16 protein-coding genes are annotated in these 23,655 nt (G+C 43.2%); 5 read left to right on the top strand and 11 right to left on the bottom strand.

Going from position 1 to position 23,655, the window contains the following annotated elements; translation table 11 throughout:
* Window positions 1–8: 8 nt before the first annotated feature.
* The gene (locus E0F88_RS13935) at window positions 9–890 is read right to left on the bottom strand and encodes an AraC family transcriptional regulator (RefSeq protein ID WP_131958861.1); all 882 of its coding nucleotides are present in this window, start codon (window positions 888–890) and stop codon (window positions 9–11) included.
* A gap of 278 nt (window positions 891–1,168) precedes the next feature.
* Here E0F88_RS13935 and E0F88_RS13930 point away from each other — a divergent pair, with 278 nt between their 5' ends.
* Window positions 1,169–2,383, top strand: a complete 1,215-nt coding sequence (locus E0F88_RS13930; RefSeq protein WP_131958860.1) for an FAD-dependent monooxygenase — start codon at window positions 1,169–1,171, stop codon at window positions 2,381–2,383.
* Window positions 2,384–2,471: 88 nt separating this feature from the next.
* On the opposite strand, the gene E0F88_RS13925 is transcribed toward E0F88_RS13930, so the two are convergent.
* From E0F88_RS13925 to E0F88_RS13915, 3 genes are read right to left on the bottom strand one after another with little or no spacing between them, the layout of a single operon-like run.
* Complete coding sequence (locus E0F88_RS13925; protein ID WP_131958859.1) at window positions 2,472–5,597, bottom strand: efflux RND transporter permease subunit; 3,126 nt, start codon at window positions 5,595–5,597, stop codon at window positions 2,472–2,474.
* Between the two features lie 10 nt (window positions 5,598–5,607).
* Window positions 5,608–6,669, bottom strand: coding sequence for an efflux RND transporter periplasmic adaptor subunit (locus E0F88_RS13920; RefSeq protein WP_131958858.1), 1,062 nt, complete (start codon window positions 6,667–6,669; stop codon window positions 5,608–5,610).
* 7 nt (window positions 6,670–6,676) lie between these two features.
* Window positions 6,677–8,017 carry a TolC family protein gene (locus E0F88_RS13915; RefSeq protein ID WP_131958857.1) on the bottom strand — a complete coding sequence of 447 codons (1,341 nt, stop codon included), beginning with the start codon at window positions 8,015–8,017 and terminating at the stop codon, window positions 6,677–6,679.
* Window positions 8,018–8,338: 321 nt separating this feature from the next.
* Here E0F88_RS13915 and E0F88_RS13910 point away from each other — a divergent pair, with 321 nt between their 5' ends.
* Window positions 8,339–8,527: a hypothetical protein gene (locus E0F88_RS13910; protein ID WP_131958856.1), complete on the top strand. Its 189-nt coding sequence runs from the start codon at window positions 8,339–8,341 to the stop codon at window positions 8,525–8,527.
* Here the strand turns inward: E0F88_RS13910 and E0F88_RS13905 are convergent.
* The gene (locus tag E0F88_RS13905; protein ID WP_220466282.1) at window positions 8,524–11,106 is read right to left on the bottom strand and encodes a BamA/TamA family outer membrane protein; all 2,583 of its coding nucleotides are present in this window, start codon (window positions 11,104–11,106) and stop codon (window positions 8,524–8,526) included. The genes E0F88_RS13910 and E0F88_RS13905 overlap by 4 nt on opposite strands.
* Before the next feature lie 341 nt (window positions 11,107–11,447).
* Between E0F88_RS13905 and E0F88_RS13900 the strand changes: the two genes are divergently transcribed.
* Window positions 11,448–12,140 (top strand): phosphatase PAP2 family protein, encoded by a 693-nt coding sequence (locus E0F88_RS13900; protein WP_229213768.1) that lies wholly within the window; start codon window positions 11,448–11,450, stop codon window positions 12,138–12,140.
* An 84-nt stretch (window positions 12,141–12,224) separates the two neighbouring features.
* On the top strand, window positions 12,225–14,390 hold the full coding sequence (locus tag E0F88_RS13895; RefSeq protein ID WP_131958855.1) for a polysaccharide lyase family 8 super-sandwich domain-containing protein: 2,166 nt from the start codon (window positions 12,225–12,227) through the stop codon (window positions 14,388–14,390).
* A gap of 35 nt (window positions 14,391–14,425) precedes the next feature.
* Here the strand turns inward: E0F88_RS13895 and E0F88_RS13890 are convergent, their stop codons facing one another.
* Together E0F88_RS13890 and E0F88_RS13885 are read right to left on the bottom strand one after the other, a co-directional pair.
* Window positions 14,426–14,920 (bottom strand): DUF2306 domain-containing protein, encoded by a 495-nt coding sequence (locus E0F88_RS13890; RefSeq protein WP_131958854.1) that lies wholly within the window; start codon window positions 14,918–14,920, stop codon window positions 14,426–14,428.
* A gap of 232 nt (window positions 14,921–15,152) precedes the next feature.
* On the bottom strand, window positions 15,153–16,142 hold the full coding sequence (locus E0F88_RS13885) for a ScyD/ScyE family protein (protein WP_131958853.1): 990 nt from the start codon (window positions 16,140–16,142) through the stop codon (window positions 15,153–15,155).
* Window positions 16,143–16,477: 335 nt separating this feature from the next.
* Here E0F88_RS13885 and E0F88_RS13880 point away from each other — a divergent pair, with 335 nt between their 5' ends.
* Entirely contained in the window at window positions 16,478–16,861 is a 384-nt protein-coding gene (locus E0F88_RS13880; protein WP_131958852.1) for a T9SS type A sorting domain-containing protein, read from the top strand.
* 78 nt (window positions 16,862–16,939) lie between these two features.
* Here E0F88_RS13880 and E0F88_RS13875 read toward each other — a convergent pair whose 3' ends face one another.
* The 4 genes from E0F88_RS13875 to E0F88_RS13860 form a co-directional block, all read right to left on the bottom strand.
* Window positions 16,940–18,532, bottom strand: coding sequence for a DUF5060 domain-containing protein (locus tag E0F88_RS13875; protein ID WP_131958851.1), 1,593 nt, complete (start codon window positions 18,530–18,532; stop codon window positions 16,940–16,942).
* A gap of 38 nt (window positions 18,533–18,570) precedes the next feature.
* A complete protein-coding gene (locus tag E0F88_RS13870) occupies window positions 18,571–20,226 on the bottom strand; it encodes a glycoside hydrolase family 43 protein (protein ID WP_131958850.1) in 1,656 nt (551 codons plus the stop codon).
* Between the two features lie 32 nt (window positions 20,227–20,258).
* Complete coding sequence (locus E0F88_RS13865) at window positions 20,259–21,914, bottom strand: glycoside hydrolase family 28 protein (RefSeq protein ID WP_131958849.1); 1,656 nt, start codon at window positions 21,912–21,914, stop codon at window positions 20,259–20,261.
* An 84-nt stretch (window positions 21,915–21,998) separates the two neighbouring features.
* Complete coding sequence (locus E0F88_RS13860; RefSeq protein ID WP_131958848.1) at window positions 21,999–23,645, bottom strand: RagB/SusD family nutrient uptake outer membrane protein; 1,647 nt, start codon at window positions 23,643–23,645, stop codon at window positions 21,999–22,001.
* Between the last annotated feature and the right edge of the window lie 10 nt (window positions 23,646–23,655).

Raw genomic sequence — 23,655 nt, 5'->3', positions numbered from 1 at the left:
AAACCAATTCAGGTTTTTTGAGAATAAACTGCCGCTTGTAGCCGGAAGCCTAATGGCGTTGAATGTGTTGCTTTTCCAAACTGCCTGATAAAATACTTATAATCCTGGTAACCAAGCTCAAAAGCTATTTCTTTCACACTCTTGGAGGTATAAAAAAGTAGCCGCTGCGCCTCTCCGATAATCTCCTGCTGTATAATGTAGGTGCTGGAAAAACCAGTTACTGCTTTCAGCGTATCATTCAGATAACTTACCGTAATATTCATTTTATACGCATAATCGGCAGGCCTTTTCAGGGTTTTGTAATGTTCTTTTACAAGCTGACTGAATCCTCTCGCTATCTCAACGGCGCGTGTGGGATGCTTCTCAACGTTTCCGGCCTCTTGTGAATAAAGAATACCAGCTGTCTTATAAAAAAAGGCATTCAATAACGATTGAAGAAATTGTATGTGGAATTTGCCGGGCCGTTCTTCTTCAATGGCTGTGCTTATCGAATTTAACAGCCGACTAACTTCCGGTAAGTCTTCCTGTGTAAGATTCAAAAGGATCGTATTTTGCAAAGATTGCTCGATCGCCAACCTGGCTTTCTGGTCTATTATTTGCCCGTTAAAAAACATGATCCAGCCGGATACATTATTTGCCGCTTCTGTTTGATGTACCTGGCCGGGCCGCAACAGCAACATAGTAGCAGATTTTAGATCAATAGATTGAAAGTCAACCAGTAAACTGGCTTGCCCCGTTTCGAAAAAGATTAGAGAATAGTAATCATGACGGTGCGGGGTTGCAATGTCCTCCCTCACTTCCTCTGTGATGTTTTCAGGTAGCATCCTGGCCACCAATACGCCATATGGACTATCGGACAATTTTAAAAACCTGATCTCTTTTCCTTTCATCTTTTAGCTGCGATCCAACCTGACAAATGTTTTTCAAATTTAGACAGAATACTTCGTTAAACGGATCACAAACAGCAGCATCGAGTGGACAAAAGGCATATATACAACATGTAAATTTTTATTTAAACTTAAATACAATCAATATTACGATATGAATTTTTGCATTATCCATTTTGAAGTATCGGCATGCGATTTGTCAGGGACATTTCACTTATACCTAATCCGGTCTATTGTTATTAACTGATAATTAGTAAGTAAACACAATCAAAACTAAAATCATGAAGAAAATACTGGTTTCAGGCGCCAGCATTTCCGGTCCCACATTAGCATACTGGTTGCATAAATATGCTTTTGAAGTCACGCTCGTAGAACGTGCAGCGGAACTGCGGCTGGGTGGACAAAATATTGATGTCAAAGGTCCGGCTCTCGAGGTAGTCAGGAAAATGAACCTGGAAGAGGAAATTCGTGCTGCCAACACCACTGAAATCGGGATTCGGTTTGTAAACGTAAAAAATGAAATTATTGCTGAATTTCCGGTGGATAGTTCACTGAGCATGACCCAGGAACTGGAAATCCTGCGGGGTGATTTAGTTCAGATTTTGTATAAAAGAACGAAGGCTCATGTGCGGTACATTTTCGGTGATGCCATCACCGCCTTAAATCAAAATGCGGAACAGGTATCTGTCACATTTTCAAGTGGTAAAACAGAAGACTTTGACCTGGTTGTATCTGCCGAAGGTATTGGTTCTCATACGCGTAAACTGATTTTTGGTGATGAAATTAAATTCAAATATCTGGGTTTATATACCGCTTACCTGACGATCAAAAAAGCAAGCACGGATAGTCGCTGGGCCCGCTGGTGCAATGTTGTTGGCGGAATTATATTCGTTCTAAGACCAGATAATTACGAAACAACGCGCGCTTCTGTAACTTTTCTTTCACCAGAATTGGGTTATGAGAAGCTTTCGGTTGAGGAAAAGAAAGATGTTCTGATCAAAAAGATTAAAAATGTGGGCTGGGAAGCGGAAAGAATTGTTCAGGAAATCAAGGATTCGGATGATCTGTATTTTGAGAGAGTCAGCCAGGTAAAAGCGACTAAATGGAGCCATGGCCGGTTTTGTCTGACCGGAGATGCTGCCTGGTGTGTTACACCAATTGCCGGAAAAGGCGTGGATTTATCTATGTCCGGAGCCTACATCCTTGCAGGTGAGCTCTCCAAAACCGATGATTATGAACAAGCTTTCATGAACTATGAAAACCGGATGCGCCCTTTTGTGGAATCATCCCAAAAGCTACCGCCCGGCGTACCCCGGATCGTGTATCCCACTTCAAAAATCGGAGTAGCTATTTTGAATGGGTTATTCTCCATTGTCGGCAGTAAACCTGTTAAAAATATCATTGGCCTATTTAGCAGCAAAAACAAGGATCCGGAAAAGGAAATCGAGTTACCTGATTATGTTGTTGACACAAAACGAAGTGTAAGTAATGACTGAAATCAATTAAGCAACAAGGGAAAGTGAACAAAAAACATCCGGTTGCACGATCTTGCGAGCCGGATGTTCTATTTCAAGACAAAATTATTTATCCCTGATAAACCACAATCGCCTCTGCCTTTTGTTCTGGTTTTTTGCTAAACCTGTTGATCAGTTTTTCAATGATGATATACATCGATGGAACTACAAACAAAGTAAGGATCATGGAGCTTGTTAGTCCGCCAATAATAACCCACGCCATACCGTTTTTGATCTCTGATCCGGATCCGCTTGCCAGTGCGATTGGGAGCATACCGAGAATCATCGCAAGCGTCGTCATCAAAATCGGGCGAAGTCTTTCCTTTCCTGCTTCCACAAGCGCATCGTGGGCAGAATGTCCTTTTGCTTTCAATTCGTTCGTAAAATCGACAATTAAAATTGCATTCTTGGCTACCAATCCCAAGAGCATGATCACACCAATGATGGAGAAAATATTAAGCGTTTCCATCGTCAATGCCAAAGCAAGAAGTGCGCCGATCAATGCCACCGGTATTGAGAACAATACCACAAACGGATAAATAAGACTTTCATAAAGCGCTACCATGATCAGGTAAACCAGCAGGATCGCCGTTATAATGGCTATTCCCAGACTTCCAAATGCATCTCCCTGGTTTTTTGTATCACCGAGATACTCAATCGTTACGCCCTCCGGCAGTTTTATTTTTGCTGCCTTCACCGCAATTTCATCGGATACAGAACCCACCGGACGGCCAATTACGTTTGCATTCACGGTGATGGCACTCAGGCGGTTGTTACGCTGCAAAACGCTTTCTCCTAACCCGTCCCCTACCTGTGCAAACTGACTCAAAACAAAGCTCTGACCATCGCTATTGGTGAATGACAGATTTTTCACGTTGCTGATATTAGATCGGTTGTATTGATCCAGACCAATTTTTATATCATACTCATTTCCCGATTGTTTGAATTTGCTCTGGTCGTTCCCGCTGAAAGCATTTTGCAATGCAGCGCCAACCTGACTCGCGTCAAGGCCTAAAAGCGTCATTTTTTCACGGTTCAGCTTCACTTCTACTTCCTGCTTCTGATTCTTTACTGAAAGCTCAACAAACTGAGTTCCTGCAATGCTGGCAATGCTATCTTTAAATTGATTCGCCACTTTACGTACCTGGTCAATGTTAACGCCTTTGATCGCAACCTGTATGGGTGCCGCACTGGTTCCGGATACGCTGGTTGCCGCAGTGGTAACTTTTATGCCCGGGATGACCGCGCTAATTTCCTTTTGCATTTTGAGACCAAAAGCAGCCGGTGAAACATTCCGTTTCTTTTTATCTACAAGACTTACTGTTAAATCTGCCAGGTTACCGTTGTTCGCCGCTCCCGAAACACTTCCGGAAACAAAACCTACGCTGGTAAACACATTAACAACTTCCGGTTTTTTCATGATCATTTCTTCAACCTGCTGCGCAACCATGTTGGTCTGGTAAATGCTGGCTGAGGGATCCAGTTCCAGTTTGATGACCAGTTCTCCCTGATCAGAAATAGGAATAAACGCAGCACCGATGAACCCTTTCGCTACGAGCATAATCGCCCCAACAATAAGGACAATCACACCGGACAGCAGATACCGTTTTTTGTGCAAAACAATTTCCAGCAGATAACCGTAGCCGGCAATTAGTTGATCGATGAAGTGTTCAATGCCCAGGTTAATTCTTCCCCACAAAGTCCTTGGATTCAACTCTTCCACTTTTCCAAAACGGCTAGCCAAAAGCGGGGTAACCGTAAAGGAAACAAACAAACTCATCAGTGTGGAGATCACAACCACCAAAGAGAATTCGCGTAAAATGGCACCGATAATACCGCCTGAAAGCGCCAGCGGAAGAAATACAACTACGTCAACTAAGGTAATGGCAAGAGCGGTAAAACCGATTTCGCTGCGTCCTTCCAAAGCCGCTGTCATTTTATCTTTCCCCATTTCCAAATGCCGGTAAATATTCTCCAAAACCACGATGGAGTCATCGACCAGAATTCCGACAACCAGCGAAAGAGCCATCAAGGTCATCAGATTCAATGAAAATCCGAAAAAGTACATCGCGATGAATGTTGGGATAATTGAGCACGGAAGTGCGACCATGACAAACATCGAACTTCTGACACTATGCAAAAATGCAAGCATTACAAGTCCCACGATTACGATGGCTAATACCAAATCTTCCATCACCGCATGCGCAGAAGCAAGCGTATAAGTACTCTGGTCGTTGGTCACCTGGAATTTTACATCCTGGGATTTAAACTGGCCTTCCAAAGAAATAAACTCTTCTCTTACAAGCGTGCTCACATCCACCGCATTGGCATCGGTCTGTTTGATGATCTGGACACCAATTGATGGAATTCCATTTACGTGATTAATGGCGGTTGTTTTGGCGGTAGCATCTACTACTTCGGCCACATTTTCAAGATAAATCGTCCCACCCCTGAGGTCTTTGGCGACGATCAGCTTTCTTATCTGATCCAGAGAAGTTACATTGGCATCGTAGCGGATGGAGAACTGCTGGTTTTTTGTTTCAATCTGTCCTGCCGGGAAAGACTGGTTTCCTTTTGCAACAGCCTGAGTGATCTGATCTATACTTAAGTTATAACCTTTCAAACGAGCCTGATCGATGTTGACCTGAATCTGTCTTTCATCGCCGCCAATGATGTTAACCTGCCCAACTCCCTGAATATTTTGAAGAAGCGGACGCACCTGAAGATCCATCAGATCATACAATTCTCTTGGTGAAAGTTTACCAGTCACCCCGGCCTGTATCACCGGCGTTTCTTCCAGGCTGATTTTATTTACAACAGGTTTTTCGATCCCGTCTGGCAAATCATTTTGGGCCTGATCGGCCTTCCGCTGTATATCACGCTCTGCTTTATCCACATCGGCATCTGCTTTTAGCGTCACGGTAATTTGAGATACGCCTTCCTGTGATGTCGAGCTGATCTGGTCCAATCCTTCAATCGAAGCAAATGCATCTTCCAGTTTTTTGGTTACCGAACTTTCTACCTCCGCAGCACCCGCGCCCGGGTAAATGGTGGCCACACTGACTACGTTTACTGAAATGTTAGGCAGCAATTTGTAGTTAAGCAGCGTGTAACTCTGCACACCGAAGAGCATGAGTACCGTAAATATTACAACAATTAATAGTGGCCGTTTAACGGCTATTTCTGATATTGACATGTCCTTCTGATTAATTGGCTAAACTAACTTCAGTTCCGTTTTTCAGGTTGATCTGTCCGGAGGTAACCACACGGTCGCCAGCTTTCACACCACCAATGATTTCGATCAAACTGCCCATTTCTCTGCCCGGCTGTACAGGGGTTAAAACAACCTTGTTATCCGCTCCAACCACGTAAACGGATGCATTTTTCACACTCTCAGTCAGCGCTTCACGCGGGATCACCAGCACATTTTGTTTTGATTTTTGGGAGAAATCGGCATACACAAACGTTCCTGAGCGAAGTACCGTTTTCTGTGTATTTTCAATCATGATCTCGGCCATGTAGTTATGTGTCACATCAGCTTGCGGACTGATAAAAGATACTTTTCCGGAAAAAACTACGTCAGGATATACATCCGTCGTAATTTTTACAGACTGTCCCTGTTTGATCTGGTAAACTTCCGCTTCCGTCAGATTCACCTGCACTTTGGTTCTTGAAAGATTAATAATCGTCGCGATCTCTGAACCAGGACTTGCAAACACGCCTTGCTCCATATTTTTGGCGGAAATGATACCGCTCGTCGGCGCCTTGACCGAAGCATCGCCCATTTGTTTTCTGATCTGGTCTACCTGAACCTGCGCGTCGCTAACATTCTGACGAATATCATTGACCTTTTCACGGGTGGTTGCTTTTCCTTCCAAAAGCTCAGTGTAGGTTTGTAAATCTGCTTTTAATTTGATCAGATTACTTTCTGCTTTTTGAAGGTCGAGTTGTTGTGTACGGTTGTCCATAATGGCCAGAACCTGTCCCTGACGAACCTGATCGCCCAATTCAAAACGTACAGTTTGTAAAATGCCGCTACTCGTTGTAATCACTTTCGATTCTTTAAAAGGTGCGAGATTTCCTGTTTTTACAATACGTAATTCAAGCAGTTGCTCTTTTACCTCTGCATATTTTACCGGGATTTTTACCGCTACTTTTTTCTCAGGCGTGTTATTGGCGTCGATCTGCTTTTTGTTGGCAGAAAGTTTGTAAGCGATCAGGGCGATGATGGCAACGAGCGCTATGGAAATGATGTATTTACGTTTCATGGTGTTTTTATAATGAGGTATGAAAAGTTTTCAAAGTGCCGTTCGCCTTTTCCAGATCGATTTTGGCTATCAGAAAATTATAAAGGGAGTTGAGGTAATTGCTTTGGGCTTCTTTGAGAGAATATTGCGAATTTAGCCAGTCGGTCAGGTCGGTTACCCCTTTCTGGTATTGCAGATCCGTACTTTTGAAAACCGATTCGGCCAGTCCGATATTCCTCTTATCCATATCCAGACTGCTTTGCGCTTTAATCAGCTTCGTGCGGGCGTTGTCATATTCTAGATGGAAATTTTCCTGGTCCAGTTTCAGATTTTCACGGGCATTGACCTGTTTAATTCTGGCCTGGTTGTATTGAGAATTGCGTTTAAAACCATCAAATATTGGTATCGCAAGTTTGATACCAATCGCAGAATAATCACTAAAACCCGAAATCGATTCTCCCAAACGATCACCAAATCCGATGTAACCATATCTGGCATAAGCTGTCAGTTTCGGAAGCGAAGTAGCACGAATTCTAGCCTGATCAATATCTAAAAGTGCAATGTTGACTTCGGCCAGTCGGTAATCGATCCGGTTGGCTGCATTAAATGAAGCAAAATCACGAAAGCTGATTTGCGTTTGATCGGCAGCTGGTTCATCCAGTTCAAAATTCTGAATTTGAAGGGAGTCAGTAAGGGAATAACCCATTGCATTTTTCAACTGGTTTTGAGCAAGTTCCAGATCACTTTCGGCAGCTAATATCTGCGAACTGGTATTGTTATAATTCACCTGTATTTTGTTCACATCCGACTCCATCGCCACGCCTTTTTCAAGCTGCAGTTTTGAAATATTCAGTTGCTGCTGATAAGTTTCCCGGTTGGATTGAAGAAGAGTAAGCTGCTGACGGTAGACGAAAATCTGGTAATAGGCATTGCTGATATTGTAGATAATCGTCTCATCATTTTGCTCACCATTTAGCTGGGCCTGCTGCTGAGCAACTTTATTTGCTTTCAGGCCGGTGATCAGCGACTGATCGAAAATGGTCTGGTCAACCTGGGCGACCACATTGCTGTTGAATTTCTTGGTGAATGCTACTTTAAGATCTGTGGGCCCAAATATCCCCGCAGGAATAACCGACTGCTGTACTATAAGGTTATCATCGATGCTTCCGTTCAGGTTCACATTTGGCAAATAAGCCGCCAGTGCTTCCTTGGACTGATACCGCGCAGCCTCCTGGTTATTGCGGTAAACTAATGTGCTGCGGTGGTGTTTAAGTCCGTAATCGATGCATTGTTTCAGGCTCAGCCGCTCCTGAGCTTTGGCCGACACCGACAAAACAGAAAGAATTAATATTACGATATGCTTTTTCATTTGGCTTTCTTTGGCACTCCTTGTGCATGTTTAACATCACAAAATTGAGTTTCCCAGCCAGGCAATCTTAGCAGTTTTCAGCCGAAACGGACAAAATCAGCGTTGAATAGACAGCATATTGGAATTATTATATTTTTTCTAAAATTCCATTAAACAAAGATTTATGCGAAATCATCATGTTCAGAGATATGGAGAATAACAGGATGGTTGAACAGTTCAATAAAAAAGGAGGTTCAAACTCAGATTTGTCCGTTTGAATTAAAAAGGATTATGTCTTTCAAGCGGCTGCTGCGATTTTTACAACTTACCAAAACTTTAAACATGACACTTTACAGCTTAGCTCTGCGCATCAAAGAAGTGCGGGACCTTCAAAAAAACTACATGCAAACCATGGATTCTAATACCTTAACACAACTTACAGACAGAGAAACAGAACTGGATAAACTTGTAACCGGTATTACAGAGTCTTATGGAGGTGGGACTTCAAATAGTAGAATAATAATCAATTAATTCAAGCGCACTCCAAGTGTAAAATAAGGAATTACCCGTTCACGCGAGACACCAACCATGACTTCAAACACCAACATTTGGGCCGGAATAATATAAATACCTCCACCATAACCGACGTGTATTTTATTAGATTTTTCATCATGCACCCAAACTCTTCCCAGATCATGTAAACCGATAACTCCAACTGATCCAGGCAGCAGATAGGATTTAAAATCGAAAAGTTTTAACCGCATTTCGACATTGTTGTAAAGCATCTGCTGGCCGGTAAAACGGCCGGTATTGAAGCCGCGTAAATTGGCAAGCCCTCCCAGCCTCTCCTTTTGAAAAAATTCAGGTTCGCCAAAAACCGCTCCGCCTCCGGTCCGGTTGGTAACGATCAAAACCGAATCTTGGCCGGGATTTATGGTAAAGCCAAATTCAGATGAAATCTGCATAAGACTTTTGTAACTGCCCGATACCGCCTTATAGCCGGCAAGCGTGGTATTCCAGGTTATTCCACCGATGCGCACAATTCCCTTATTACGTGTATCCAAGGTGGAGTTGATCATCGCACCAACATAACCTTTGTTGGTAAAGACCCTTTCAGATGGAGTCAGTTTATTATACTCATTTAAGAATTTATCTTGGTTGTGGTCCTGCTTGCTGTTGTAATACTGCCCTGCAATACCTGCGCTGAACCGCCAGCCTCTAACATCTCTGTAAAGCGAAATATCACCCGTTAAATAGTCGTAACGGTTTCGGTAATAATCAATCTCTTTGTCGTCATCGTTCACAAAAACGCTTTCGTTTCCGACACCAAAAAAATTGCTAACATTATTGGGGCCTCTTGATCTGACGTTGATCATCAGGTTATTATTTCCAATCACCTTTTTAAAATCACCCAAATAGGTTATCAAAAATGACTCCCGGGCAATAGAATAATCGGCCAGTAACTCATGCCGGTATGCATAAGGTTGTTTGCGAAAGCCATGCTTTTCATAAGAAAATCCACCCATCAGCGAGACACCTTTATCCACTCCGTAAGTTGCTGTTGTAATTAATGCAAAGCGGTCATATTGATAGCTTGTTTTGTCATAGCTGTTTGCCAGTGTGTCATTCGACAGCCGCAGTGAAGCCTGTGACCGCAAAGGGAAACTGTTTTTTTCGTCTTTACGGTCATAGATATAGAGCCGTTGTTGATTGTAAAGATTTTTGGATATGGTAACGCTGTCTTCACCAGCTCCGGCGATGATTCTCACAGTTATTGGCGAGGGCGGTGAACCGTTTAAGTTGAACTTATCGCTGTTATCAAATCCATACAAACGCACCTCTTTTGTAGTTTCAGGGTAAAAAGTCCTCATGTAAGTAACATGATCGATACTTCCGTCTTTTTTGATCTTGTTTACTGTGACTTTTAAACTTCCGTCCGGGTTATTTTGTATGTCAAAATTATCGTGTTTGTCAGTCGCAGGAATTTCTACCTCTTTTGATAAAAAACGATAGTATTTCAACGCCTGGTCCGTTAGCATATTTCGGCGTTCTATAAACCTTGAAATAATTTCTTTACCTGAAATTTGAAAAACGGTATCAGGCATCAGTCTCACTGAGCCCGTGATCAGCTCATCGGTAAGACTTTTTTGGACAAGCGAAATTTGCTCTTTCCAGTCGTCCGCACCCAGCTGGTTGAGAAAATATCTGTCAAACGACTGATTTTGTAAGTTCCAGGTTTTAATGTCACGAATCTTATTTTCATATGGCTGAAACTTTGACCGCAGCCATCCATGTGAGACAAACCAGGGAAATATCCCGCTTGTTTTGTAAAAAACCTGATCACGGTCGCGGGGAACGGGCAAATAGGTATCGCCCTTTTTTCCCTTGATCCGTTCCCACCGCCATTGATCTTCATGCCGGTCCCAGTCGCCCAGCAGCATATCGAGCAAGCGTGCGCGAAGCACCATTTTTTCGTCGACACTGTTGTCATTATCATTGTGGATTTTGTCCTGAATAGTCCGGGTACTATATGTCTTATCCGCGTCCAGCGGCGCCCGTTCCTCAAACAAAAACACTTGTTTTGCAAAGTCATTATTGTAATTTCCTAAGGCGGTATCTTCTGCAAGATAAACGATTTCCGGATTAGCATGCGCGATGCCCAATGCTTCTGCCAGAGCCGGCACAACCAGTGAACTAAAAGGATGCGTTGCTGAAACCTGGTCTTTAAGAATGTCGCTGGCAATGGTATTTTTGAGGTTTTCGGATAATTTGCGGTCCGGATACTTTTGCAGCGTTCGCAGTACCCATTGACGCCCCGACGGATCCTGTAATCTCAAAGAACGGGTTTGATTTCCCCCGCCAAGCTGTACAATTTTCAGACCACCTTTTTCGGTCGACAAATACAGGACGCGCAGCTTTACCGGAGCGGCCCATACGGCACGGTTATGCGCACCGAGAAATATCTTATGCAGTTTGCTTACTTTATTATATTCCGGCCCCACCGCAATCGTAATACTGTCACCGAAAGTTGTCTGTGCCGTAGCGGCAGAGAAAACCAGGAGTAGGACAGTCGAAATAATTAAAAGATTCCGGTAAAGTTTATTCAGCACGTTTAACTATTTGATTTTAAAATTCAAATATCAATGCTTTCTCCAAACATCAAAGGGTTTAGGACATTTTTCTTTGTTATAAAATGAAAAACACATTATCAACCTACATTTTTTAATGTGATCCGAGTTTGCGAAATCAGAAACGGCGCCTTGAGAAATGATTTGTCCCCAGTTTGCGTTATCAAAACTCTGTTTCTTTTGGTGACCCTGCGTTTGAAATTGTAACTTATTAATTCCGCCGCTGCTTTTTTTGTCTTGCGATCATTTTGGTGCAGCTGGTAAAATCTGTTTTGTTAATCTATTTCGTGTCATTAATGCCAAATTATCTTTCAAAATTTTCTTTGTCACACAGATTTGTATCACTACTGCTTTTTCTGGCATCCTTTTCCTGTTTGGGCCAGCAACCGGATTCTGTCGCGATTGTAAACCGTCCGTTAGCATTTAAGCCAGCTAAACTTTATGTTCCGGCTGTTTTGATGAGCTCAGGGCTGGTGACAACTCTTTTTTTTAAAGATCAGATAAAATACAGGATCGCCGACCAGCGCGGTAAACATTTCGGCAATTTCAGAACAAGACTGGATGATTATCTTGAATATGCCCCCCTACCGATCGCCTATGGTCTGGATGTTTTTGGAGTAAAATCAAAAAATGATTTTTTAAACAAAACTGTAATCTTGATAAAGGGAGAAATCCTGTTTTATGCTTCTACAAATCTTCTAAAAGAGGTTTCCAGCGAACTTCGACCGGATGGAAGTGATTATAGATCTTTTCCTTCCGGGCACACCGCGCAGGCATTTGCAACGGCAACTTTTTTAAGCGAAGAATACAAAGACCGGCTCCCATGGATTCCTTACGCGGCATATACCATGGCCAGCACCACCGGACTGCTGCGTATTGCCAATAATAAACATTACATTGGCGATGTCCTTTTTGGAGCGGGTTTGGGACTGTTATCCATGAAAACTGCTTACTGGACCCACCGGTACAAATGGGGAAAAAACAGGAAAACAAATTTGTCTACGGTCCCGTATTAAAAAATGGCCTCGAACTAAATCGATAGAAATATCATAAAACCAGCTTTGTTAAGAACTCAAAGAAACTATAGTTAAAGTTCGATTATGAAGTTTTTAAACAAAAGCGCGTTTACTCTTTCAGCAATTTTTCTAATGGCACTTAGCTGCCTGGCGCAAAATGACATAAAGATTATCAAAGAGCGTATTGGCGCCGATTTGATGGAGACTAAAATCGAAGATGCCAAAGTGGAGTCGCTGATGGCAAATATGAACGAAGATGGCAGCTTCAAGGCGATCAATTACAGCGATTTGAGCCGAAACGCCAGCTTTCCGCACGGAGGACACACCCGCGATATGGTTTACATGGCCAAAGCTTATAAGAACAAAACCTCAAAATTCTATCAAAGTAAACCGCTTAAAGCACAAATTGAAAAGGGACTACTGTACTGGGTCGAGCATGACTTCGTGGGAGATAACTGGCATGATAACCAGATCACAACCCCAACAAACCTGGGCAACCTTATGCTGGTAATTGGTGATGAGCTCCCCAAGGAACTCGTCGCAAGAGCCCAGCCTATGATCGGAAGGGCAAATATGAACGCATCAGGAGCAAGGCCAAGCGGCGACCGTATTGTGATTGCAGGGATTCTGGCCAAAAATCTTCTTTTCCAGGGTGATTATAAGGAGTTTGATAAGATCATTAAAATTATAGAAGGAGAGCTGAAATTCGCTACCGGAGAAAGAGGTATGCAGCATGATTACAGTTTTCACCATCGCGTCGACCGGGTTAACAATACTTCCTCTTATGGATATGGAAAATATGCAAACGCTTACGGTGAGTGGTCCTATTATGTTTCGGGCACACCTTATGCGTTTTCCAAAGAGAAAATAAACCAGCTTGTCGATTATTATCTCGATGGAATCTACAAGCAGATGGTTTACGGAGTTTATGAAGATATCAGTGTAAAAAACCGCAGTATCTCCAATCCGTCCAACTTCCAGCCTTTTGGTACATTAGAAATTGAGCGCGTTCTTATAAGTACCGATTACAGAAAAAAGGAACTGGAAGAGATTATCAGACTCAGAAAAGGAGAGGCTAAACCTTCGGCTTCGTTTGCTAAATTTTTCTGGCAATCCGAGCATTTTGTTTTTCAGCGGCCAAACTTTTACACCACGGTTCGTATGTTTTCAACCCGCAACCGAAATATGGAAGAACCCTATAACGGACCGGGAAAATTGACCCACCACCGCGCTGACGGCACCAATTATCTGATGCTGAAAGGTGATGAATATTTGAACATCTGGCCTGCATACGACTGGCAGAAAATTTCAGGAACTACCATTGTACAAAAACCAGCCCTTCCTGGACCTGATGACATTCAAAAAGCCGGTTTGACGGACTTCGTCGGCGCAGTTACAGATGGGCTGTACGGAGCTGTTGTTTTCGATTTTAAAAGTCCTCATGATCCTTTGAAAGCGAAAAAATCCTGGTTCTTTTTCGACGAAGAGTATGTTTGCCTGGGCACTGATATCAAATCAGAGTCTGATATGGAAGTAGCCACTACACTCAACCAGGTCTTGATGCGAACCGATGTACACATGCTGCAGGGAGGAAATCTGCAAGTAGTTGCCAATGGCAGCAGAGTTCTGCAAAATGTGAAGTGGGTTCATCATGACAAAATCGGCTATATTTTTCCTGATCCTGCAACAGTAAATCTTTCCAATCAGACTGAAACGGGAAGCTGGGCGGCGATAACAGACCAGAAAAATATCAGTAAAGAGCCCGTGAATAGAGGAATTTTTAAACTATGGTTTAACCACGGAAGCAAACCTGATAAGGCCTCCTATCAATACATTGTTGTGCCGGATATATCAGAGAAAGATCTGGTCACAACCAGCAAAAATAATCGTTTCGTTGAAATCCTATCTAATACGTCTTCTTTGCAGGCAGTAAGACAAAGCAAATTGGGAATCACCCAGCTGGCATTTTATCAGCCGGGTAATTTACAGATTGAAAAAGGCTTAAATGTTCGTTTGGCAAGTTCCGGCATCATTATGCTTAAAACCAATGCAGGTAAACTAAAAACACTTACGCTGGCTGATCCATCCCGAAAGCTTGGTAGCATGGAACTGTCTGTCAGTGGTATATACAAAGCTGAGGGTGAAGGTTACAAAACAGTAGTTAACCAAAAACAAAACACTACAACTTTCATCGTGGATTTGCCCCAGGGTGTTTATTTGGGCAAAAGCGTAAGCTTATCTGTCAAATAATCAAAAGCGTTTTATCAGTTTTATATCGAAAGTTTTTATTTATTCTGATCGGTGTTTGAAAGCGATCTTTCTGTGATCAGCCGCTTTGCGTTACGCCGTATCAGGTATGATCCGATCATTGCTGTCACCGTGGCTGCCGCAAAAACAAGAGGCCAGAACTGGCGCACCGGCAGCGTTCGTGTTAAAGTTTCAGCCCAGAAGGCGGCATAAAGGCCAACGACCGACCAGTTCATAAAGTAGTAGTGCCAATCAAGCCAGTTTTTGACATGTTTTTTGAAAATTGCCGGTATAATTCCCCCTGACAGACAGATCAGACTCATGACAGACAGGGCATGAAATGGCCCAAATTTTCCGAACAGATAATAAATAAAAAATGCCGTGATATTCAGCGTATACATGCTGATTACATAAGTGTAACCTACCCTCTTATGAAAAATCCCTCCTTTTTTATTTAAGAGAACAAAAGCACCGCTGATCATGGCAATAAATGCGGCGGAAAGATGGATCAGACCTGTGGTAGAATGAAACATTGCAAACAAGTAGTTAGTTTAAATCAGATAGCCAAATTTAAATCATCAGGCTAAACACACTACATAATTTCCGATCAATGAATCATTTTTAAGGATAAAAGGCCATCTATTGGAGATGAAGTCTATGGTATAATTTGTCAAGATAAAATAGCCGGTATGGGCCCCAACACTAATGTGTTTGCAAACCATACCGGATTTTCAAATGCGGGCAGTGAAAACTGCTTTTTTAAGCCTAATAAGTCAGCTTTTGAACGGTTCCAGTTCCATTGCTCAGCACGTAATAGGTTTTATCACCGCTTCTTTCCAGATCAGTAGGCATGGTTAGACCTGAAAAAAGCGTAACCCCATCCTCATTGGCAACGCGGCCCGTTCCCGCCACAAAACCTGGCTGAGTGAGTGAAAATTCGGCAAATTCAGTTACGAGCGGTTTGTTATTCGGTGTAAGCACGATGCTGGTTAGCGTGGTAAGATTTGTTTTATAATCATCTACTTTACCCGATTTATCAACCTGGAAAATTTTTGCTGTGCCCTTAAAAAACGGACCTCCGCTGAAAGTAGTCAGCAGAAATTTCGAACCATCGTAAACAATGCTGGTCGGTACCGGCTCCTGATTTTGAGTGACGTTAGGAATCCTGGCAAACAGACTAAGTTCCTTAGTTGTCTGATCTCTTTTGATGATTGCATTGGAGCCTGCATCCAGAATGTACAGGTGACCATCGGGACCGAATGTCATATTAAAAACATTCGAGTTTAGCGGTGTCACCAATTTAAGACCATCAATAAAAGTCCCCAGATCCTGGCTCTCAAGAGCACCTAAAGCGATCTGATCGCCGGTTTTGTATGAAGAAACGTCTGCAATGTAAAGTCGGTTAGCCAATCCGTTTAGGATATAGAGCTTACCTTCTTTAAAGATCACGTGCCCCATTCCTTCAATTGCGCCATTGGCAAATTCGGATTTGAAACCGGTGATGACCTGACTGACCTTTCCATCGGTAGTGATCACAGAAACGCTGGCATCGTCTTTACCAAGTCCTCCCTCAGTGACCCAAATCTGTCCTTTGTTATCAAGGGTCATACCAATAGGCGCTTTAAGCCCGGAGGCATAGGCACTTGCCTGGAAGGAGGTTGGCTCAGATACCGAAGGGATGTGATCTTTTGTGCAGCTTAGAACAAGTGTCAGCGCCAAAGCGGAGCCAAAGGATAAAATTGAAGTACGCATCATGTTGAGAAATTTTAGATTGGTTAGAAGGCAATACTTTAGAAAGTGAACAAAAATAAGGTTCAATTAACATTCAAAAGTAACCGCTCACTAAGTCAGGCGCAACCAAAGCCATGTGAAGGCTACCCAAAAAGGAGGTGAAACGGCAATTTTAACAAGTGAAACATCACTTAGATACTTAGCCAAACCGCGTGCAAAATAGCATCAAACGCAATTTCTACCACTGATCACAATCCATCACCATTCATGTACTTTGTTATACATAGTACCTTTCATTGCCATTACATTTGTCATGTTCTTTTAATTATAACAGCCAGAAAAATAAAATATAAAAAGCCATGAAAAATTCAATTAAAACCTTCGTTTGCGCTTTGGCGCTTTTTGTTACTGCCACTTTCACTGCTAATGCAGAAGATAAAGAAACCAAAAAATCAACAGGCTTTGGTACCGGTATTTATTCAACCAAGAGCGGGAAAATCAATGTTCTTGTCGACAAGGTCAATGCGGATGCCTCAACTATACTTTTGCTTAGAAATGAAAGAGGTGAAATCGTATACCGTGAAACAGTAAGCAAAAACAGTCAGAAATTTGGCCGGACCTTAAACGTTGACGAGTTAGCAGCGGGCAAATATGAAATTGAGGTTTCCAGTAAAGGGGAAAAACAAACCAAGTCCTTTGAACTGTCTGAACAGAAGTCGGAAAGAGTATTAGCCGTCAAATAACACTTAAAGCCAAAATGCCGGAGGGTTAGATCTTTCCGGCATTTTGGGTTTACAATAAATTTATATCCTGACAGACAACTATTTATTTGAAACCTCAGTAATTCTCAAAGCAAGATATGGTTTCATCGGAAGGCGAATTGATTTTCGTCTCTTATCAAATATGCGGTAGTTTTCTACTTTGGCCATCTCAAATATTTCGGGCAGCTTTTTAATAGTCATGTCCCAGGTGTCGATCACTTCAACCTGAAAATTCCTCTTCTCCGAAGGTCCGCTTTTTCCCGGTAAACTAAACGTCCATTCGGCCTGCATCTCTTTACCAAAATACACAAGATAATAACTGCTGTCGGCTGTGGCTGTTTTGTGATCCTTCCAGGGATCGGCAAGCTGTAATGGACCGGGGCCCTCTTCCAGAATTTTTCGCAAAAATGATATACGCGCAGGGCTGCTGCCGATCAGTTTGCCGCCTTTCGCCCAGAAAATGGTGTCGCCAGCATTTTTGTAGGTTTCTCCGTGGGTAACGTAAGTTCCGGCAACGATACCCTGCCAGAACGCGGCCGTCATTTCCTCACCGCTCAAATGCCCCCATCGCTGTGGCAGATCGCCTTCATAGCAAACCTCGTCGTAAACCATTGGCTTAAAAAATACATCTCTAAGCAAAACAGCCCGGCCAAAGTCTTCTACCGTTGATCCGTTCTGAATGCTGACGTGTGTAAATTCAGGTTTCCAGTTATCGTAGTAAACACTTCCGTTGTGAATGGAACACAGGTGTTTGTAAGGATCTCCGGCAATAACGGCCCTTGTATAAATATCCCATGCTTCGCGCGGTTTGGTTTTGATATAATCGAATTCATTGGCCAGCGACCACCATACATTTCTAAAAGATGATAGCCTCGCGGTGAGATATTTAATGTATTTTAAATCGTTTTCCATGCCCAAACTATCAAAGCCCCATCGTCCTTTATCATAAGGATGAAAGATGATCACGTCAGCCTCTATTCCTAAATCTTTCAGATCATCAATCCGCTTTTCGAGATGCTGAAAAAATGCCGGATTAAATTTTGAAAAATCCCAGACAATTTTGACTCTGCCATTTGCTGCGGCTGACTGGCTCTTTTTTTCGTAAGGATAAAACTTCGGCTCATTTTCCACACCGGAATAATATTTTGGAAAAACGCACATTCTCACCTTATTAAATGCATTGTTTTTCAGCGTAGCAAGCGTTAGCTCTTCCAGTGATTGTGGCTGATGCGTCCAGGCATATAATGTCGTTCCGAAAGGATAGTATCGTTTTCCATCTGTATATTTAAAATGATAGGTATCTGCAACCTGAACCGGTCCGTGGTTGTTTTGTTTCGGTCCAATGCAGGTAAAAGTGCCGGTTTTGCCATTTAAAGACTTGCTGTTACTGATCGTTCTGTATTTCCAGACCCCGGTTTTTTGGGGCATAAAGCGAACTTTATAAGTACCCTCACCATCGTAAAATCCATTGACGGTCAGCTTTTCTGTTCCATTTGAAAACTCTGCGGTAAGACTGACGTCGGAGAACGGATTGCCTGTTTCAGGGCCTTTCAGCGAAACTTCAAACCGGTCCCAAATCTCGGTTTGCCCTTGAGAAAGAACACTTTGTTGACCACATAATAATACAAGCAAAAACAGGCTTAGCACTTTCATAAAAGTATGGGTAACGAATTTTGAGTGAAGTAAACAGTCTACCGAACAGGTTCTATGTGAAACCAGTCAAAGTCAGCATAACCTGAATCGTTGATCTGCGTTTCCCGGGTACAGAACAGTCCCATTTTTGCGCCAATCCACCGGCCTACTTCAGCCTTAAACACTCCACCGGCCGGAAGGTATTTTTGATTATCAAAACTATAGCTAAACTGGCAGGCTCCTCCCTGTGTTACCTGCACCCGGAGGTATACCGTTTGATTCGCTTTAAATCGTTCGATGACCATCGTTTTCTCCGGTTTATCCTCAGCAGCTTTCAAACAAACTGCCTGAATCAGTTCAAGTCCATCCTTCGTACTTTTTAAATACAAAGCGGCATAACTCAGTCCCATCACCACGAGACCTGCTTTTTCATTTTCCAGCTTGGTATTTGGCGTAAAAATTACTTTTGTGGTTGCTGTGAACTGCTCTGCCGGAAATTTTTGCAGCAGGATATTAGGTGTGGTCCAAAGGTTTTGATTGGGTTCAGGTGATTTATATGAATATAATCTTAGAAAACCGCTGGCACTTGTTGTAAACCAGGTTCCTTTCGCATTCGCCTGCCATTGCCATTGTTTTCCAAGTAAAAGCGAATTAAATTCATCCGACTCCGGTGGTGTAGCAATGGAGGAAACCAAGGCAACGTCTGGTTTTCTGTATGTCGTTACCGGCTCGCCTTTTCCATCGCCATCCGGATCAGCCCCGATCACGGGCCAGTCGTTAACCCATTTCATTGGCTGCAAATGAACGACCCTTCCGTATTCATTTTTGTCCTGAAAGTGAATAAACCAATCCTGAGATTTCCCATTTACCGGTTTTGTATCCACCCAGGCTCCCTGGTGCGGGCCGTTGACTGTCGATTTGCCCTGATCCATTACGACTTTGCGCTCATAAGGGCCATACACATTTTTTGATCTAAGTGCCAGCTGCCAGCCGGTAGCTACACCACCCGCGGGTGCAAAAATGTAATAGAAACCATTTCGTTTATAAAACTTGGGGCCTTCAACCGTAGGATCCAGTTCATGCCCATCGTAAACGACCACGCCGTTATCCAGCACTTTATCGCCTGTCGCATTAAGTTCTTTTACAGTCAAAATGCTCTTTATGCCTGCCCTGCTGCCAGCCCAGCCATGAGCCAGGTAAACCTTACCGTTATCATCCCAAAGCGGACAAGGATCAATCAGCCCCTTTCCACCTTCCACTAAGACCGGCTCGCTCCACGGTCCGTGAGCGCTTTTTGCCTTCGTCAGATAAATACCGAAATCAGGATCCGGATAATAAATATAAAATTCCTGATTGTGAAAACGGATGGCAGGTGCCCAGACTCCGTTTCCATGTTGTGTTTTTTCAAAATGTTCGATCGGAACCTGACGTTTGAGCGCATGTCCGATCAGTTTCCAGTTTACAAGATCTTTGGAATGAAGAATCGGAAGTCCCGGAACGGCATCGAAGCTGGAAGCCGTCATGTAAAAATTATCTCCTACGCGGCAAACGTCGGGATCTGAGTAATCGGCGTGCAAAACCGGATTTTTGTAACTGCCATTTCCTAAATCTGAAACCCAGACTTTGGACGGTTGCTCTGATACTTTTTGGACTGTTTGAGAGAATGCACTTACGCTCAAACAAGAAATAATTGGAATTAAAAAAATAGCTTTCATATAACTGTAAACAGGCGGCGACTCCGTGATTGTTATTTACCCGCCTTTTTTATCAAACTTTTTTCAAGCGCTCCCTTTTGAAATACTGCTTCTTTTTTGGCTTTGGAAACATCTGTTTTTGTCAAAGTAATATGCGTAGTGCGATCGCCGTTTACCGACATAAAAAGGTCTGAATCTTTATCAAAATCAATTTTGTCCAATGTAATATTACTGCTGTTGTCAATGAAAACAATAGGATTTTTGGATTCGGTTACCAGCTTAATATTGTTCAGCATAACACCTTTGGCATCAATAAGCTCAACGCCTTTGGAAGCTCTGACAACCAGATTTTCGATCCTGATATTTTCAACTGGCATTTCAGGCAAACCTCTAATGAACACAGCCTTTTCAGCTCCGTTACAAACAATATTTTCAAAATGCATGTTTCTGAAAACAGGCGTACCTTCATTGACAACCGGGCTCATATCGCGTTCGCCATCAGTAGCAAATTTTACAAAATAATACATATCAAAAAAGATCGCTTCCTGCACGATGTCTTTCATGAAAATGTCCTTTGCATAAATATTTTCAACCACACCGCCCCGGCCTCGCACGGATTTGAACCGCAGGCCTTTATCTGTGCCCATAAAAGTGCAGTTTTGAACAAAAATATTCCTTGCGCCACCGCTCATCTCGCTTCCCACTACAAAACCGCCATGACCTTTGTAGATAATATTGTTTCTGATTATACCGTTTTCGGTTGGCATACCGCGTTTTCTGCCTTCTTCATCTTTTCCTGATTTTATACAGATTGCGTCATCTCCAACATCCAGCACACAGCCTTCAATCATAAAATTGGCACAGGATTCCACATCGATCCCATCGCCATTGTGTGCGTAATCAGGGTTTTTGATGCGAAGATTACGCATGGTGATGTTTTGACACATCAGCGGATGAAGACACCAAGCCCCGGAATTTTGAAAAGTTATGCCTTCAAGTAACACCTTTTTACAATTGGTCAGAACGAGCAGATTTGGTCTTAAAAAATCCTTCATGTCAGCAAATTCGCTCAGGCTTTGACCCGGCTTTACAAGCATACTGCGGTTGGTAGTACTCGCAGCTTTAAACTGCTCACTTGGATACCAGGTTTTGCCATCATCTTTCAGAACGCCCCCACTGGCCACTTTCTCTTTCCATTCACTTTCCGTAAGCTGACTTTTGTGTACCGCACGCCATACATCGCCGTTTCCGTCCACAACACCTTTGCCGGTAATGGCGATGTTTTCAAGGTTTGTTCCTGAAATCGGGGATTGATTCCGGGCCGCTGTTTTGCCTTCATAGACACCGGCCACCAGGGCGTATTGGGTCTTATCAGCAGTAAAGTATAAAAGTGCAGATTCGCTGATATGCAAATTCACATTGTTTTTTAATTCAATTGGTCCTGTAAGCCACAAGCCTGGAGGAATCAAAACAACGCCTCCACCCTTTTTGCTGCAACTTGTAATTGCATCGTTTATTGACTTTGTATTCAGTGTAACTCCGTCTGGCCTGGCGCCAAAGTTAACTACATTCACCGTGTCCTTTTTAAAGACAGGCTGCTGTATAAACGGAAGATTGGTCCAGCTGTACTTCGCGTTTCCCTGCCCCACTGCACTAAAAGCAAGCGAAGCAAAAAGAGCGATCCCTAACAAACGGGTTTGATTCATCATAAAAAAAGCTACAATTAAATTAACACTAAACATTATAAAATGCGATCCTGAACAGGGTATATGCCCGCTCAGGATCGCGTTTACTTATTGATAACCAGCATTTTGCTTGAACTCATCCTTATTAACAACTGCATCGAGCTGAGTCTGAGGAATAGGTCTTAAAATATGGAAAGCCTGAACGTTCACCGCATTATCAGGACTGTAACCCTTGATGCGCTCTACAAGCTTACCTGTACGTTTCAGGTCAAACCACCGAAGCTGTTCACCGGCAAGTTCTCTGGCGCGCTCGTCCAGGATAAAATCGATGTTTACCTGAGCAGCTTTGATCTGCATCGCCGCGGCTTTACCTGGTTTGGCTGCCCTGGTGCGCAGTACATTGATATAATCTGCGGCTACCTGCAAATTGCCAAGCTGCATCTGCGCTTCGGCGGCAATCAGGTAAACCTCAGCCAGTCTGATCACAAATACGTCTCTGGCACTTTGCGCTTCATTCAGACTCGCGCGGGTCGGATCCATAAATTTGGATAGTGAAGGGTAACGCAGATTGTCTTTTACCGTCCCGTCGGCCAGGTAGATCTTACTGCGATCGATGGTCTGATATTTCTTGCTAGCCTCCACCGCATCAGGAATTTCTTTTCTTGTACAAAAAACCGCAGTATCACCAATGGCCACACCGGCCGGACGGGAAGTTGAATTGGCATACCAAACCTCATTAAAAGAACCTTCGTAACGCGCGTCGTCATCGGAATACAGATCAAGTAAAAACCGTGTCGGCATGTACCTGTTAAAAGGCCGGCCGTTGGCAAGGTCCCTGATCATTCCGGGCCGGTCATCGTATTTCATCAGGAAAAGCAGATGACCGTTGTTACTTCCTCTTCCATGTCCATAGGGATTAAATGTGGAATTGGCCAGATCGTTCAGGGCAAAATTTACTGAATAATCAACGACATAAATTGCCTCCTTGGTTTTCAGATTGCTCATTTTCCAAAGATTGGCGTAGTTATCTTCCAGTTTGTAGCCATAGTTTCCTTTCAGAACGGCTTCCGCCATTTCGAGGGATTCTTTGTACATGCCGCGTGTAAGATACATTCTTGCTAAAAAGGCCTGTGCGGCACCCTTGGTAACCCGGCCATACTGAGGCTGAGTAGCAGGAAGATTGTTCACTGCAATTTTCAGATCCTCAAAAATTTGTTTGTAAAAGGTCTCAACAGGCGTCTTGTTCGCCGTCGCTACGATGCCATTGGTTTCTTCTGTAGTAAAATGCACGCCGCCCCAGGTTTCAACAATGTGCCAGTAGTAAAACGCTCTCAGAAACCGGAGTTCTCCTTCCCTTACAGGTCTGAGTGCAGCGGATAATCCAGCCTGATCGATTCTTTTGATACCGCCATTGCAAAGATTGATGGCCGCATAAAACTCCCGCCATTCACTGGCCAAAGCCCCGTTGCTACCCTGAAGGTTGAGATATTGGGTAAGGTCGCGGTAAACTTCACCGGCACCAGCTGTCCAGATATCCGTTCCGGTTTCAGCGATGTTGTAAGCCTCCTCTTTACCATACCACCATCTTTGGTAAGTATAGGCAGCATTAACCAAAGTTTCGAATCCCTCCGGTGTAGTGTATACGGTCTCCGAAGTCAGGCCGCTTGGATTGTATTCGTCAAGCACGTTATCGCAGGCAAACAAGATCAGCATCAAAATCGCTGATAACCCTGATTTTAGAAAAAATGATTTCATGATTATCTTT

The organism is Dyadobacter psychrotolerans, from assembly GCF_004349265.1.
GTDB classification, from domain to species: domain Bacteria; phylum Bacteroidota; class Bacteroidia; order Cytophagales; family Spirosomataceae; genus Dyadobacter; species Dyadobacter psychrotolerans.
Note: the sequence above shows the minus strand (reverse complement) of the source record. Positions and strands in the feature narration are given on the sequence as shown.

What these genes read in the sequence shown, in the direction of transcription:
- E0F88_RS13935 (WP_131958861.1), bottom strand. Translation starts at nt 890, where the DNA reads ATGAAAGGAAAAGAGATCAGGTTTTTAAAATTGTCCGATAGTCCATAT.
- E0F88_RS13930 (WP_131958860.1), top strand. Translation starts at nt 1,169, where the DNA reads ATGAAGAAAATACTGGTTTCAGGCGCCAGCATTTCCGGTCCCACATTA.
- E0F88_RS13925 (WP_131958859.1), bottom strand. Translation starts at nt 5,597, where the DNA reads ATGTCAATATCAGAAATAGCCGTTAAACGGCCACTATTAATTGTTGTA.
- E0F88_RS13920 (WP_131958858.1), bottom strand. Translation starts at nt 6,669, where the DNA reads ATGAAACGTAAATACATCATTTCCATAGCGCTCGTTGCCATCATCGCC.
- E0F88_RS13915 (WP_131958857.1), bottom strand. Translation starts at nt 8,017, where the DNA reads ATGAAAAAGCATATCGTAATATTAATTCTTTCTGTTTTGTCGGTGTCG.
- E0F88_RS13910 (WP_131958856.1), top strand. Translation starts at nt 8,339, where the DNA reads ATGACACTTTACAGCTTAGCTCTGCGCATCAAAGAAGTGCGGGACCTT.
- E0F88_RS13895 (WP_131958855.1), top strand. Translation starts at nt 12,225, where the DNA reads ATGAAGTTTTTAAACAAAAGCGCGTTTACTCTTTCAGCAATTTTTCTA.
- E0F88_RS13890 (WP_131958854.1), bottom strand. Translation starts at nt 14,920, where the DNA reads ATGTTTCATTCTACCACAGGTCTGATCCATCTTTCCGCCGCATTTATT.
- E0F88_RS13885 (WP_131958853.1), bottom strand. Translation starts at nt 16,142, where the DNA reads ATGATGCGTACTTCAATTTTATCCTTTGGCTCCGCTTTGGCGCTGACA.
- E0F88_RS13880 (WP_131958852.1), top strand. Translation starts at nt 16,478, where the DNA reads ATGAAAAATTCAATTAAAACCTTCGTTTGCGCTTTGGCGCTTTTTGTT.
- E0F88_RS13875 (WP_131958851.1), bottom strand. Translation starts at nt 18,532, where the DNA reads ATGAAAGTGCTAAGCCTGTTTTTGCTTGTATTATTATGTGGTCAACAA.
- E0F88_RS13870 (WP_131958850.1), bottom strand. Translation starts at nt 20,226, where the DNA reads ATGAAAGCTATTTTTTTAATTCCAATTATTTCTTGTTTGAGCGTAAGT.
- E0F88_RS13865 (WP_131958849.1), bottom strand. Translation starts at nt 21,914, where the DNA reads ATGATGAATCAAACCCGTTTGTTAGGGATCGCTCTTTTTGCTTCGCTT.
- E0F88_RS13860 (WP_131958848.1), bottom strand. Translation starts at nt 23,645, where the DNA reads ATGAAATCATTTTTTCTAAAATCAGGGTTATCAGCGATTTTGATGCTG.